Origin of the sequence: Actinoplanes sp. NPDC051513 (genome assembly GCF_044454685.1) — a bacterium.
Lineage (GTDB): Bacteria > Actinomycetota > Actinomycetes > Mycobacteriales > Micromonosporaceae > Actinoplanes.
On sequence record NZ_JBITDW010000040.1, the window covers coordinates 1 to 12,782 of the forward strand.

At 69.3% G+C, this 12,782-nt stretch carries 13 protein-coding genes; 8 read left to right on the top strand and 5 right to left on the bottom strand.

Annotation, left to right across the window (positions count from 1 at the left end; genetic code table 11):
• The coding region (locus tag ACIA5D_RS49525) for a sigma factor (protein ID WP_396037711.1) at window positions 1–233 on the bottom strand (233 nt) is incomplete at its 3' end.
• Window positions 234–454: 221 nt separating this feature from the next.
• Here ACIA5D_RS49525 and ppgK point away from each other — a divergent pair.
• Entirely contained in the window at window positions 455–1,237 is a 783-nt protein-coding gene (gene ppgK / locus ACIA5D_RS49530; RefSeq protein WP_396037712.1) for a polyphosphate--glucose phosphotransferase, read from the top strand.
• A gap of 13 nt (window positions 1,238–1,250) precedes the next feature.
• Window positions 1,251–1,715 (top strand): PPOX class F420-dependent oxidoreductase, encoded by a 465-nt coding sequence (locus ACIA5D_RS49535; protein ID WP_396037713.1) that lies wholly within the window; start codon window positions 1,251–1,253, stop codon window positions 1,713–1,715.
• Between the two features lie 16 nt (window positions 1,716–1,731).
• Here ACIA5D_RS49535 and ACIA5D_RS49540 read toward each other — a convergent pair whose 3' ends face one another.
• Window positions 1,732–2,364, bottom strand: coding sequence for a hypothetical protein (locus ACIA5D_RS49540; RefSeq protein ID WP_396037714.1), 633 nt, complete (start codon window positions 2,362–2,364; stop codon window positions 1,732–1,734).
• A gap of 95 nt (window positions 2,365–2,459) precedes the next feature.
• Between ACIA5D_RS49540 and ACIA5D_RS49545 the strand changes: the two genes are divergently transcribed.
• The 5 genes from ACIA5D_RS49545 to glgB all read left to right on the top strand — a co-directional run bounded on the left by ACIA5D_RS49545 (window position 2,460) and on the right by glgB (window position 10,689).
• On the top strand, window positions 2,460–3,242 hold the full coding sequence (locus ACIA5D_RS49545) for a spermidine synthase (protein WP_396037715.1): 783 nt from the start codon (window positions 2,460–2,462) through the stop codon (window positions 3,240–3,242).
• A gap of 117 nt (window positions 3,243–3,359) precedes the next feature.
• Window positions 3,360–5,324 carry an alpha-1,4-glucan--maltose-1-phosphate maltosyltransferase gene (locus ACIA5D_RS49550; protein ID WP_396037716.1) on the top strand — a complete coding sequence of 655 codons (1,965 nt, stop codon included), beginning with the start codon at window positions 3,360–3,362 and terminating at the stop codon, window positions 5,322–5,324.
• A gap of 116 nt (window positions 5,325–5,440) precedes the next feature.
• Window positions 5,441–7,198, top strand: a complete 1,758-nt coding sequence (gene treS / locus ACIA5D_RS49555; protein WP_396037717.1) for a maltose alpha-D-glucosyltransferase — start codon at window positions 5,441–5,443, stop codon at window positions 7,196–7,198.
• Window positions 7,195–8,520 (top strand): maltokinase, encoded by a 1,326-nt coding sequence (locus ACIA5D_RS49560; protein WP_396037718.1) that lies wholly within the window; start codon window positions 7,195–7,197, stop codon window positions 8,518–8,520. Before treS ends, ACIA5D_RS49560 begins: the two co-directional genes overlap by 4 nt.
• 57 nt (window positions 8,521–8,577) lie before the next feature.
• The gene (gene glgB, locus ACIA5D_RS49565; RefSeq protein WP_396037759.1) at window positions 8,578–10,689 is read left to right on the top strand and encodes a 1,4-alpha-glucan branching protein GlgB; all 2,112 of its coding nucleotides are present in this window, start codon (window positions 8,578–8,580) and stop codon (window positions 10,687–10,689) included.
• On the opposite strand, the gene ACIA5D_RS49570 is transcribed toward glgB, so the two are convergent.
• Genes ACIA5D_RS49570 through ACIA5D_RS49580 form a run of 3 tightly spaced genes read right to left on the bottom strand, consistent with a single transcriptional unit; the run spans window position 10,686 to window position 11,928 of the window.
• Window positions 10,686–11,030: a DUF4240 domain-containing protein gene (locus ACIA5D_RS49570; RefSeq protein ID WP_396037719.1), complete on the bottom strand. Its 345-nt coding sequence runs from the start codon at window positions 11,028–11,030 to the stop codon at window positions 10,686–10,688. The genes glgB and ACIA5D_RS49570 overlap by 4 nt on opposite strands.
• Before the next feature lie 43 nt (window positions 11,031–11,073).
• Window positions 11,074–11,370 carry a hypothetical protein gene (locus ACIA5D_RS49575; protein ID WP_396037720.1) on the bottom strand — a complete coding sequence of 99 codons (297 nt, stop codon included), beginning with the start codon at window positions 11,368–11,370 and terminating at the stop codon, window positions 11,074–11,076.
• A gap of 18 nt (window positions 11,371–11,388) precedes the next feature.
• Window positions 11,389–11,928, bottom strand: a complete 540-nt coding sequence (locus ACIA5D_RS49580) for a GNAT family N-acetyltransferase (RefSeq protein ID WP_396037721.1) — start codon at window positions 11,926–11,928, stop codon at window positions 11,389–11,391.
• On the opposite strand from ACIA5D_RS49580, the gene ACIA5D_RS49585 reads away from it, so the two are divergent.
• Window positions 11,921–12,760 carry a family 16 glycosylhydrolase gene (locus tag ACIA5D_RS49585; protein WP_396037722.1) on the top strand — a complete coding sequence of 280 codons (840 nt, stop codon included), beginning with the start codon at window positions 11,921–11,923 and terminating at the stop codon, window positions 12,758–12,760. The genes ACIA5D_RS49580 and ACIA5D_RS49585 overlap by 8 nt on opposite strands.
• Window positions 12,761–12,782 lie beyond the last annotated feature (22 nt).

Genomic DNA, 12,782 nt, shown 5'->3' on the forward strand with positions numbered 1-12,782 from the left:
TTGATCAGGCCGACGGTGGCGGTCTGGATCAGGTCGTCGGTGGGCTCGCCGCGGCCGGAGTAGCGGTTGGCGAGGTGGCGGGCCAGCGGCAGCCACGCCTCGATCGCGGTGTCCCGCAGTTGCGGGTGCGACGGGTGGCCGGCGGGCAGGGAGGCGAGCGTGTTCAGCAGCTCGGTGGCGCTCTCCGCCACCGTGTTGTGGGCGGGCGCGGGCCCGGCGTAGGTCGGGATCATGCCTGGTCCTCCATAGCGGGCAGAGAGCCGTGCCCGCACGCGGCGACCGTTCATTGCTTCCACGTTAACCAGAAAGCCTACCCTGCACTAGCCGAAAGTATGAGTCATTCACGTCGAACGGCCCATCCACGCGGGGTGGGAGTGAACCGCGCAGGATTCGACGTCGCCCCCGCGTGGTAAACAGCGGGGAACATCTGCGAACCAGGAGACGGGAAACAGTGATGGCCACTCTCGGCATCGACATCGGCGGCTCCGGGGTGAAGGGCGCGCCGGTCGACACGGCGCGGGGCGAGCTGCTCGCCGAGCGCTACCGCGTTCCGACGCCGCAGCCCAGCGACGTGACCAGCGTCGTCGAGGCGGCGGCCGAGGTCGCCGCCCAGTTCGACGACTTCGACCGGGTCGGTATCACGTTCCCCGGCGTGGTGGTCGACGGCGTGACGCGTACGGCGGCGAACGTCGACAAGTCGTGGCTCGACGCGCCGGCGGCGAAGGTGTTCACCGAGCGGCTCGGCAAGCCGGTGACGGTGCTCAACGACGCCGACGCGGCCGGCGTGGCCGAGGTGGCGTTCGGCGCGGGGCGCGACCAGTCCGGGTTGATCATGATGCTGACGTTCGGCACCGGCATCGGCAGCGCGCTGTTCCTCGACGGGGTGCTCATTCCGAACACCGAGCTGGGCCACCTCGAGCTCGACGGCAAGGACGCCGAGGTGCGCGCGTCCGACCGGGCCCGCGAGGTCGACGAGATGAGCTGGGAGAAGTGGGCCGGCCGGGTGGAGGCGTACCTCCGCCACGTCGAGATGCTGCTCTCCCCCCGGTTGTTCATCATCGGCGGCGGGGTCAGCAAGAAGTCCGACCGGTTCTTCCCGCTGATCGACATCCGTACGCCCATGGTCCCGGCGACACTGCTCAACAACGCCGGCATCATCGGCGCGGCGGTCACCGCCGAGCAGGCGGCCGGCGATCCGGGAGCGATTCAGACCGACGCCGCCGCGGCAAGCGCCTGACCGAGGAGATCGAGTGCCACGCACCATCGCCACCAACACGTCCGTCGGCCGCGAGGAGCTGCTGGAGTTTCTCCGGCCGCGGCACCACGCGATCCTCATGACCACCCGCAGGGACGGCCGCCCGCAGGCCTCGCCGAACACCTGCGGGGTCGACACCGAGGGCCGGATCGTCGTCTCCACCTACCCCGAGCGGGCCAAGGCGATGAACGTCCGCCGCAACCCGCAGGTGAGCGCGCTGGTGCTCTCCGACGACTTCGGCGGGGCGTGGGTGCAGGTCGACGGCACCGCCGAGGTGCTCGACCTGCCCGAGGCTCTCGAGCCGCTGGTGGAGTACTTCCGGGTCATCTCGGGCGAGCACCCGAACTGGGACGAGTACCGCCAGGCCATGCGCGACCAGGGCAAATCACTGATCCGCCTGACGATCGACCGCTGGGGCCCGATCGCGACCGGCGGCTTCCCGGCGAGGCTCGCGAACTGAGAAAGGCTGAAAAGGGCTAGGCGAAGCCGTGGTCCTTTTCGGCGCCCTCGACGTCGGCCCCGAAGGGCGCAATCCCCGGCGAGCCGGAGGCGACGCCCAGCAGGTAGAGCAGGGTGTCGCGGTGCAGCTCGGCGATCGGCTCGAGCAGATCGGGGTGGCGCAGCAGGACCGCGGCCTCGCGGTCGCGCGGGTCCGGGTTCAGCAGGCGGCGAAACTCGCTGGGCAGGCCCCCGGCGCGCCGGGGGGACGGGCGCGGACGGTCGTCGACCGTGCCGGGGGGAACGGCCGCGGCCACCGCGTCGACGCCGCGGCGGGCCAGCATCGGGTCGGCCAGCAGGCAGGCCGCCCACGAGACGACCACCTCGTCGACCCAGGTGCGCCAGCCCTCCTCCTCGGCCTGTTCGTCGTCGGGCTCGCTGCCCACGCGCCAGTCGAGCACCGCCGAGCCGCCGGGACCGGCGATCGCGACCAGGGCCGCGTCCATCTCGGTGGGGTAGCGCAGCCACGCGGCGACGGTGATGGCCTGGCGGGCCTGGAGCTCCGAGAGCGTGTGCGCGATCGTGTCGGGGGTGCCCGCCGGGTAGGCACGCGACAGCCAGTGCGTGCTGGCGGCGATCACGGGCGAGAGCTCGACTGACGGTCCGGCCACGAGGTGCTCCTCCAGGAAAGGCGCGGAGCCTGGTCGGTCCGCGTCTGGGGTACACCTCGGTCGTTGGACATGCCGAGTTGAGTAGGGTCACCGGGATGGGACCGCTCGGCAACCAACGCGCTCCCCGGCGCGCCCTGCTCGCCTCCGGAATCGCCGAGCTGCAGCCCGATCCGGCCCGCGCGCGGGGCTGGACGCTGCTGGTGAACGGCGTGCCGCAGTCGTACGTCGACCTGTCCGATCCCGGGCACCTCGAGTTCCCCTACGAGATCCAGCTGGGCGCCGTGCTGCGTCTTTGGAGTGCTCACGACGTACGCGAACAGGTCTTGCATCTGGGGGGCGGCGGCCTGACGCTGCCCCGCTTCATCGACCACCTACGGCCCGGCACGAACCAGCTGGTGGTCGAGCGCGACCCGCAGATCCTGGCGATCGTCGAACAGAACCTGCCGTTCCCGGCGTCGATCGAGGTGCGGCTCGGGGATGCGCGCACCGAGCTGGAAGCAGCCGACGCCGGCCAATTCGGTCTGATCATTTCGGACGTCTTCGTCGGCGCCGCGATGCCGGAGAGCGTCGCGGCCGGGGGATTCGCGCGGGCCGCCCGCCGCGCCTTGAAACCGGACGGTCTACTGGCGATGAATTTGACGGACGTGCCGCCGCTCGCGCAGACCCGGATCCAGGTCGCCACCGCACGCACCGCCTTCGACGAGATCGTCCTGTACGGCAATGCGGACGTGATGCGGGGGCGACGGGTGGGAAACGTGATTTTGCTGGCCGGTAACGTGCCGATGATCAAACCGGGTAAGCATGAATCCGTGCTCCGCGGTGAAGAACTCCGGATTTTCACAGCGGGCGCGAGGCCGCTCCTGGACGAGCCGCGCTGAGCGCTCTCCGGTAGGTTGAGAACCAGAGTTTGCGGCGCGTCCGCGGGGAGAAGGGTGCCCTGATGGCGGTCTCGTTTCGCCGCGCCAGCCCCCGCTCGCCTGACTACGGTGGAGATCATGACCGGTCGTTTTCCCATCGAGGACGTGACGCCGTCGGTGTCCTGTGGCCGCTACCCTGCCAAGGCGGTGGTCGGCGAGCTCGTCCCGGTCTCCTGCGTGTCCTATCGCGAAGGACATCACACGCTCGGCGTGAACGTGGTGTGGCGCGGGCCCGACGGCGAGACCGAGCCCTTCACCCGCATGGAGCCGGGCGAGCCGGGCCTCGACCAGTGGCACGGCACGATCCGGCCCGACCGGGTGGGCCGGTGGACGTTCACGGTGGAGGCGTTCGAAGATCCGTACCGCACCTGGCGTGACGCCGTGGTCAAGAAGATCGGCGCCGGCCAGGGCCTGGAAGATCTGGCGAACGACCTGGCCGAGGGCGCCGACGTTCTCGACCTCGCCGTCAAGATCGTTCCGCACGAGCACGAAGATCGGGTACGGGCGGCCGCCGCGGCCCTGCGCGACGAGCAGACGTCGTTGTTCGCCCGGGTCTCCCCCGCGCTCGACCTGGAAGAGCTGCTCTGGCACAACCCGGTGCGGCAGCAGGTGACGACCACGAGGTCGTACGCGATCTGGGTCGATCGCAAGCGCGCGCTCTACTCGGCGTGGTACGAGTTCTTCCCCCGCTCGGAGGGCGCCGAGGTCGGCCCGGACGCGATCCCGGTCAAGCACGGCACCTTCGCCACCGCCGCCGAGCGGCTCCCCGCGATCGCGGCCATGGGCTTCGACGTGGTCTACCTGCCGCCGATCCACCCGATCGGCAAGATCAACCGCAAGGGCCGCAACAACACGCTCGTCGCCCGTCCCGACGACGTGGGCTCCCCCTGGGCGATCGGCTCCGACGAGGGCGGCCATGACGCCATCAACCCCCAGCTGGGCACCCTCGACGACTTCCGCGAGTTCATCCGCCGCACCGAAGACCTCGGCATGGAGGTCGCGCTCGACCTCGCGCTGCAGGTCGCGCCCGACCACCCGTGGGTGAAGTCGCACCCGCAGTTCTTCACCACCCGGGCCGACGGCACGATCGCGTACGCGGAGAACCCGCCCAAGAAATACCAGGACATCTACCCGATCAACTGGGACAACGACTACCGCACGCTGCGCGACGAGGTCTACCGCGTGGTCATGCACTGGGTCGAGGCGGGCGTCAAGATCTTCCGGGTCGACAACCCGCACACCAAGGCCGTCAACTTCTGGCAGTGGCTGATCCCGAAGGTCAAGGAGACCAACCCCGACGTGCTGTTCCTGGCCGAGGCGTTCACCCGGCCGGCCATGATGAACGGCCTCGGCAAAGTCGGCTTCACCCAGTCCTACACGTACTTCACGTGGCGCACGACGGCCTGGGAGATGCGCGAGTACATGGGGCAGCTGCTCGCCTCGCTCGACTGGATGCGGCCCAACTTCTGGCCGAACACCCCCGACATCCTGCACGAGTCGTTGCAGCACGGCGGCCCGCCGACGTTCAAGATTCGCACCGTCCTGGCGAGCATGCTCTCCCCCTCCTGGGGCATGTACTCCGGGCTGGAGCTCTTCGAGCACGTCGCCCGGCCCGGCTCCGAGGAATACATCGACAACGAGAAGTACGAGCTCAAGCCGCGGGACTGGGCGGGCGCCGAGCGCACCGGGCGGTCGCTGGCGCCGTACATCACCCGGCTCAACCGGATCCGGGCCGCCAACCCGGCCCTGCACTGGCTGCGCAACCTGCGCTTCCACGAGATCGACAACGCCGCGCTGCTGTGCTTCTCCAAGCGGGACGCCGACACGGGCAACACCGTGCTGACCGTGGTGTCGTTCGACCCGAGCAACGTGCAGTGGGGCAACACCACGCTGAACATGCCGGAGCTGGGGATGGACTGGCACGAGCGGTTCACGGTGGTCGACCAGATCACCGGCGCGACGTACGAGTGGGGACAGCACAACGCGGTCCGCATCGACCCGTACATCGAGCCGGCGCACGTCTTCGTGCTGCAAAGGAATTGAGGTTTTTCGCGACCTACGGCGACCCCCCGCCCGGCGTAAGTCATGCAAGCGGTCTCCACCGTCGCGAAAAGCCTCAACGATTCAGAAACCTGCGGGTGGGGTAGGTGGGGAACTCGATGGACCTGATTGAAGATCACGACCCGACTGAGGGAAGCCACGTCGAGGACGGTGTGGTCGAGCATCCCACCGCGGAAGACTTCGACCACGCGCGTGCGCTGCCCGCCGACGCCACCTGGTTCCAGCGGGCCGTGTTCTACGAGGTCCTCGTCCGGGCCTTCTACGACTCGGGCACGGACGGCTCGGGCGACCTGCGCGGCCTGATCGAGCGGCTCGACTACCTGCAGTGGCTGGGCGTCGACTGCCTCTGGCTGCCGCCGTTCTACCAGTCGCCGTTGCGCGACGGCGGTTACGACATCAGTGACTTCTACCGGGTGCTGCCCGAGTTCGGCACGGTGGAAGACTTCGTGGCGCTGCTCGACGCGGCGCACAAGCGCGGCATCCGGGTGATCACCGACCTCGTCATGAACCACACGAGTGACCAGCACGCGTGGTTCCAGGAGTCGCGCCGTGACCCCGACGGGCCGTACGGCGATTTCTACGTATGGAGCGACACCAGCGACAGCTACCAGGACGCCCGGGTGATCTTCGTGGACACCGAGGAGTCCAACTGGACGTTCGACCCGGTGCGCCGGCAGTTCTTCTGGCACCGGTTCTTCTCCCACCAGCCCGACCTCAACTACGACAACCCGGCCGTGCAGGAGGCGATGCTCGACGTCCTGCGTTTCTGGCTCGACCTGGGCATCGACGGTTTCCGGCTGGACGCCGTGCCGTACCTGTACGAGCGGGAGGGCACGAACGGCGAGAACCTCCCCGAGACCCACGCGTTCCTCAAGCACTGCCGCAAGGTGATCGACGACGAGTTCCCGGGCCGGGTGCTGCTGGCCGAGGCGAACCAGTGGCCGGCCGACGTGGTCGAGTACTTCGGCGACCCGCGCTCTGGCGGCGACGAGTGCCACATGGCGTTCCACTTCCCGCTGATGCCGCGCATCTTCATGGCGGTGCGCCGTGAGTCCCGCTTCCCGATCTCCGAGATCATGGCGCAGACCCCGGCCATCCCGGACAACTGCCAATGGGGCATCTTCCTGCGCAACCACGACGAGCTGACCCTCGAGATGGTCACCGATGAAGAGCGCGACTACATGTACTCGGAGTACGCCAAGGACCCGCGGATGAAGGCCAACGTGGGCATCCGCCGGCGGCTCGCGCCCCTGCTCGAGAACGACCGCAACCAGATCGAGCTGTTCACCGCCATGCTGCTGTCGCTGCCCGGCTCGCCGGTGCTCTACTACGGCGACGAGATCGGCATGGGCGACAACATCTGGCTCGGCGACCGCGACGGGGTACGCACGCCGATGCAGTGGACGCCCGACCGCAACGCCGGGTTCTCCACGGCCAATCCGGGCCGTCTCTACCTTCCGGCAAACCAAGATCCCGTGTACGGGTATCAGGCCGTCAACGTCGAGGCGCAGCGGGACAGCTCTACGTCGCTGCTCAACTGGACGCGTACGATGCTGGCGGTGCGACGCCGCCACGAAGCGTTCGCCGTCGGCACGTTCCGCGAGCTCGGCGGGTCGAACCCGTCGGTGCTGGCCTACCTGCGCGAGAACGGCGAGGACGTAGTGCTCTGCGTCAACAACCTGTCGCGCTTCCCGCAACCGATCGAGCTCAACCTGCAGCACTGGAACGGGTACACGCCGGTCGAGCTGACCGGCCACGTGAACTTCCCGCGCGTCGGCCAGTTGCCGTATCTGCTGACCCTCCCCGGGCACGGTTTCTACTGGTTCCAGCTGTGCAGGAGCGAGGAGAAGCAATGACGCTGCCCTTCGCCGAGTGGCTGCCGCAGCAGCGCTGGTACGCCGGCAAGGCCCGCACGCTGTCGTCGGTCAAGGAGGCGTCGTCGACCAAGCTCGGCGACAACCTCGACCTGGTCCTCATCGACGTCGAGTACACCGACGGCAGCTCCGAGCGCTACCAGGTGATCGTGGCCTGGGACAACGGACCGATCGCCGAGTTCAGCGGCGTCGCCACGATCGGCGCGGCCGGCGACCGTGCGGGCTACGACGCGCTCTACGACCAGGGCGCCGTCCGGCACCTGCTGTCGCTGGTCGCGGCGGGCGGCACGATCGGCGACGTCGTCTTCGAGCCGGAGCCCGGCGCCGAGTTCCCGGACGACGACTCGTACCCGCGGGTGTTCGACGCCGAGCAGAGCAACACCAGCGTGATCTTCGGCCAGGAGGCGATCCTCAAGGTCTTCCGCCGGGTCGCCAGCGGCATCAACCCCGACATCGAGCTCAACCGGGTGCTCGGCCGGCGCGGCAACATCCACGTGGCGCGACTGCTCGGCTCGTTCGAGACCATCGAGAGCGGCCGGCCGTCGCCGCTGGGCATGGTGACCGAGTACGCGGCCACCTCCGCCGAGGGCTGGGCGATGGCGACCGCGTCGGCGCGCGACCTGTTCGCCGACGCCGAGATGGCCGCCGACGAGGTGGGCGGCGACTTCCAGGGCGAGTCCTATCGGCTCGGCGAGGCGGTCGCGTCCGTCCACGCCGACCTGGCCGAGGCGCTCGGCTCCGGCCCGGCGCCGTTCCCGCTCGACGCGGTGCTGGCCCGGCTGCGGCAGAACGCGAACGCGGTCAGCGAGATCCAGCAGTACGTGCCGACCATCGAGGAGCGCTTCCGGTCGCTCGCCGGCGAGGTGGTCACCGTGCAGCGCATCCATGGCGACCTGCACCTCGGCCAGGTGCTGCGCACCCCGGAGGCGTGGCTGCTGATCGACTTCGAGGGCGAGCCGGGGATGCCGCTCGACGAGCGGCGGATGCCGGATTCACCCCTGCGTGATGTGGCCGGGGTGCTGCGCAGCTACGAGTATGCGGCGTACCAGTTGCTGGTCGACTCGGACGACGACGAACATCTCGCGGCGCGGGCCCGGGAGTGGGTCGATCGCAACCGGGCCGCGTTCTGCGACGGCTACGCGCACGCCTCCGGAACCGACCCGCGGGCGCACGGGGATCTGCTCGCGGCGTACGAGCTCGACAAAGCGGTCTACGAGGCCGCGTACGAAGCCCGGCACCGGCCCGGCTGGCTGCGGATCCCCCTGCGGTCCATCAGCCGGCTCGTCGGCAAGACAACTCTCTAAGGAGCCACTCCCGTGATCGGCCACCCCACCCCCTCGCTCGCCGCCGACCAGCGCGCCATGAACGGCGTGGTGGCCGGCGACACGCACGACCCGCACGCCATCCTCGGCGCGCACCCGACCGGCTCCGCCACGGTGATCCGCACCCTGCGCAAGAGGGCCGAGAAGGTCGCGGTGATCGCCGGTGGCGACCGGGTCGAGATGGTCAAGGTGCACGACGACGGCATCTTCGCGGCCGAGCTGCCCGGCACGGTCCTCGACTACCGGCTCGACGTGGACGGGGTGGAGACCGACGACCCGTACCGGCATCTGCCGACGCTGGGCGAGCTCGACCTGCACCTGATCGGCGAGGGGCGGCACGAGAAGCTGTGGCGGGTGCTGGGCGCGCAGCCGCGCGGCGCCGAGGCCGGGGTCGGCTTCGCGGTGTGGGCGCCGAGCGCGAGCGGCGTGCAGGTGGTCGGCGACTTCGTGGGCTGGGGGCCGTACGACGGCTGGCCGATGCGGTCGCTCGGGTCGAGCGGCGTCTGGGAGGTGTACATCCCCGACGCGCACGTCGGCTCCAAGTACAAGTTCAAGATCCTCGGGCGGGACGGGGTGTGGCGGGAGCACGCCGACCCCCTGGCCCAGCACACCGAGGTGCCGCCGGCCACCGCCTCCGTGGTGTACGAGTCCTCCTACACCTGGGAGGACGAGACGTGGATGCGGGAGCGGGCCTCGAAGGCCTGGCACCAGGAGCCGATGAGCGCCTACGAGGTGCATCTCGGCTCGTGGCGGCCCGGTCTGTCCTACACCGAGCTGGCTTCGCAGTTGGTGGACTACGTCGTCGAGATGGGCTTCACCCATGTCGAGCTGATGCCGGTCATGGAGCACCCCTTCGGCGGCTCCTGGGGATACCAGGTCACCGGCTACTTCGCGCCGACGTCGCGCTTCGGCTCACCCGACGAATTCCGGTACCTGGTCGATAAATTGCATCAGGCCGGGATCGGCGTGATCCTCGACTGGGTGCCGGCCCACTTCCCCAAGGACGAGTGGGCCCTGGCCCGCTTCGACGGCACTCCCCTGTACGAGCACGGCGACTGGCGGCGCGGCGAGCACCCCGACTGGGGCACGTACGTCTTCGACTTCGGCCGCAAGGAGGTCCGCAACTTCCTGGTGGCCAACGCCCTGTACTGGTGCGAGGAGTTCCACGCCGACGGCCTGCGGGTCGACGCGGTCGCCTCGATGCTCTACCTCGACTACTCGCGCAAGGACGGCGAGTGGACCCCCAACCAGTACGGCGGCCGGGAGAACCTCGACGCGATCAGCTTCCTGCAGGAGATGAACGCGACCGTCTACAAGAACAACCCCGGCGTGGTGACGATCGCCGAGGAGTCCACCGCCTGGCCCGGCGTCACCCGCCCCACCCACCTGGGCGGCCTCGGCTTCGGCTTCAAGTGGAACATGGGCTGGATGAACGACACCTTGACCTACATGACCAAGGAGCCGATCTACCGGCAGTGGCACCACCACCAGATGACATTCGCGACCGTGTACGCCTGGAGTGAGAACTACATCCTGCCGATCAGCCACGACGAGGTCGTGCACGGCAAGGGCTCGCTGACCGGCAAGATGCCGGGCGACCTCTGGCAGAAGCTGGCCAACACGCGGGCGCTGCTGGGCTTCATGTGGGCCTTCACCGGCAAGCAGCTGCTGTTCATGGGGGCCGAGCTGGCCGACCTGCAGGAGTGGAGCGAGGAGCGCGGCCTCGACTGGGCCCACCTCGCCGACCCGCAGTTCGGCGGGGTGCAGACGCTGGTCAAAGACCTCAACCGGGTCTACCGCGAGACCCCGGCGATCTGGACGCAGGACACGTCGCCGGTCGGGTTCCGCTGGATCACCAGCGAGGACTCGCAGCACAACACGTTCTCGTTCGTCCGCTTCGCGCCCAACGGCGACGTGATGGCCTGCATCGTGAACTTCGCGGCGGTCCCGTACGAGGGCTACCGCATCGGCCTGCCCAAGCCGGGCCGCTGGGCCGAAGTGATCAACACGGACAGCTCGCTCTACGGCGGCTCGGGCGTCGGCAACCTCGGCGAGGTGACGGCGGAAGATCTGCCGTGGCACGGCTTCAACGCATCGGCGTCGCTGCGGGTGCCGCCGCTGGGCGCCGTCTGGCTCCGCCACGAAGGCTAGAAGATCTTGGTGAGCCGCGGGTAGCGACGCTCCATCTCCTCGTCGTCCTCGAAGTCCCACGCGACGTCCGAGGACACGTCGCGCCCCTGCCCGATCAGCCACGCCTGGAAATACCAGAAGCCGTCGTCGGAGCAGAGCCCGCCGCAGACCAGCCAGGCCGCGCCCCACACGCGGTAGGTGTCGATCCGGCCGCGCAGGGCGTCCAGGTGCAACTGGAAGTCGACGATGCCGGCGGCCGGGTACCCGGCGAGCGCGTCGATCAGCCACTCGGCGCGCTCGTCGGGGTCGGAGGTCTTCCGCCCGCTGCGCTCGATGAGCGCCCAGAATCCTTCTAGATCCACACGGGCACTACACCACACCAAGGTGATGGCAAGATGTCCGGCACTAGAAGTCGCGCTCGTCGTCGAACCACTCGCGGGCCTCGTCGAGGTCGGCGTCGGTGCGGGCGGCCAGCAGGAAGTACGCCTCCTCGGCGTCCTCGTGGCGGTTGTGCTCGACGAGGTAGTCGTCCTCGCTCTGCAGCGCGTTCAGCCGGCGTACGAAGCCGCGGAGGATGCGCTCGGCCTCGTACGGATTGCCGTCCAGCGCGGCGGCCGCCTCGCCGTAGGCCGCGGCGACGGCGGCCGCCGCCTCGGCATCATGCGTAGCCCAGTCCTGGATGAGCGCCACCTGCTCGTGCATCACCCCATAATAGGATTTTTACCCATCTTTCAGCCACTCGGTGGCCAGCAGCCCGAAGATCAGGTCGTCGGTCCATTCGCCCTTGATGAAGGTCTGCTCGCGCAGGCGCCCCTCGAGGGTGAAGCCCAGCCGCTCCATCAGCGCCGCCGAGGGGGTGTTCCGGGCGTCGCACTCGCCGGCGACCTTGTGCAGGCCCTGGAGGCGGAACAGGCGGTCCAGCACGGCGGTCACGGCCTCGGTGGCGTACCCGTGCTTCTGATAGGGGGTCGCGAGGGTGAAGCCGACCTCGGCCTGGAGCAGGTTGTCGTGCAGATGCACGGCGACGTCCCCGATCAGGACCTTGTCGGTGGCGCGCTCGATCGCGTACTGGAACCAGCCCGGCTTGTCGGGGTCGGAGGCCATGAAGTTGGCGACCGCCGTCTCGGCGCGCAGCAGCGGGAACGGCGCGTCCCAAGACTGGTACCGCGCCACCGCCGGGTCCGACCGGTATTCGGCCAGCACCGGGCCGTCGGCGACCCGGAAGCGACGGAGGAGGAGCCGTTCCGTGGTGATGAGCATTCGCCGAGGATACGGCTGGGCACTGGCCGCCACGATCGCGCTGGCGGCGTGCACGAACGACCCGGGCACCCCGCAGTGGGCGGCCGGTGACAGCAACAGCCCGGCCCCCGCGACGTCCGCCACCGCGCCGCCGAAGAGCTGCGCCAAGCCCACCGCCCCGGCCGGCTGGGGTCCCCTCGCGTTCTCCGACGACTTCACCGCGACGAAGCTCAACCCCGCGAAGTGGTCGATCTACGACGACCCGGACGGCCACGTGCCACGCGACCCCTCCCGGGTGGCCGTCTCCGCCGGCGAACTCAAGATCACCGGCGGGAAGGACGCCGACGGCCGCGATGTCGCCGGCGGCCTCTCCAGCAACCTCAATTTCCTGTACGGCCACGTGGACGTCTGCTTCAAGGTCGACCGCGGCGCCGGCTACTCCGCGATCCTGCTGCTCTGGCCCGAGAGCGAGAAGTGGCCCGACGACGGCGAGATCGACATCTCCGAGGTGAACCGCGGCGCCCGCGCCTACACGAACAGCTTCGTGCACAACCACCCCAACAACGATCGCCTCGGCCACGCCACCCGCGCCGACTTCACCCAGTGGCACGTGATGAGCGCCGACTGGACGCCCGAGCGCGTCACGTTCTACCTCGACGGCGACAAGCAGTGGACCGTCGGCCTCGACGCGCGCACCGAGGGCCTGGTGCCGACCACCTCGCCGATGCACCTGGCGATCCAGCTCGACCAGGGCTGTGACGCCTTCATCGAGTGCCGCACCGCCGCCACCCCGGCCAAGGTCGTCATGCACACCGACTGGGTCCGGATCTACTCCTACAAGGAGGGCGTCTAGCGCATCCTGTCGATCATGGAGC

Coding starts and splice junctions, on each gene's coding strand:
- ACIA5D_RS49575 (WP_396037720.1), bottom strand. CDS start 11,370: ATGCACGAGCAGGTGGCGCTCATCCAGGACTGGGCTACGCATGATGCC.
- ACIA5D_RS49585 (WP_396037722.1), top strand. CDS start 11,921: ATGAGCATTCGCCGAGGATACGGCTGGGCACTGGCCGCCACGATCGCG.
- glgB (WP_396037759.1), top strand. CDS start 8,578: ATGAACGGCGTGGTGGCCGGCGACACGCACGACCCGCACGCCATCCTC.
- ACIA5D_RS49545 (WP_396037715.1), top strand. CDS start 2,460: ATGGGACCGCTCGGCAACCAACGCGCTCCCCGGCGCGCCCTGCTCGCC.
- ACIA5D_RS49580 (WP_396037721.1), bottom strand. CDS start 11,928: ATGCTCATCACCACGGAACGGCTCCTCCTCCGTCGCTTCCGGGTCGCC.
- ACIA5D_RS49550 (WP_396037716.1), top strand. CDS start 3,360: ATGACCGGTCGTTTTCCCATCGAGGACGTGACGCCGTCGGTGTCCTGT.
- ACIA5D_RS49560 (WP_396037718.1), top strand. CDS start 7,195: ATGACGCTGCCCTTCGCCGAGTGGCTGCCGCAGCAGCGCTGGTACGCC.
- treS (WP_396037717.1), top strand. CDS start 5,441: ATGGACCTGATTGAAGATCACGACCCGACTGAGGGAAGCCACGTCGAG.
- ppgK (WP_396037712.1), top strand. CDS start 455: ATGGCCACTCTCGGCATCGACATCGGCGGCTCCGGGGTGAAGGGCGCG.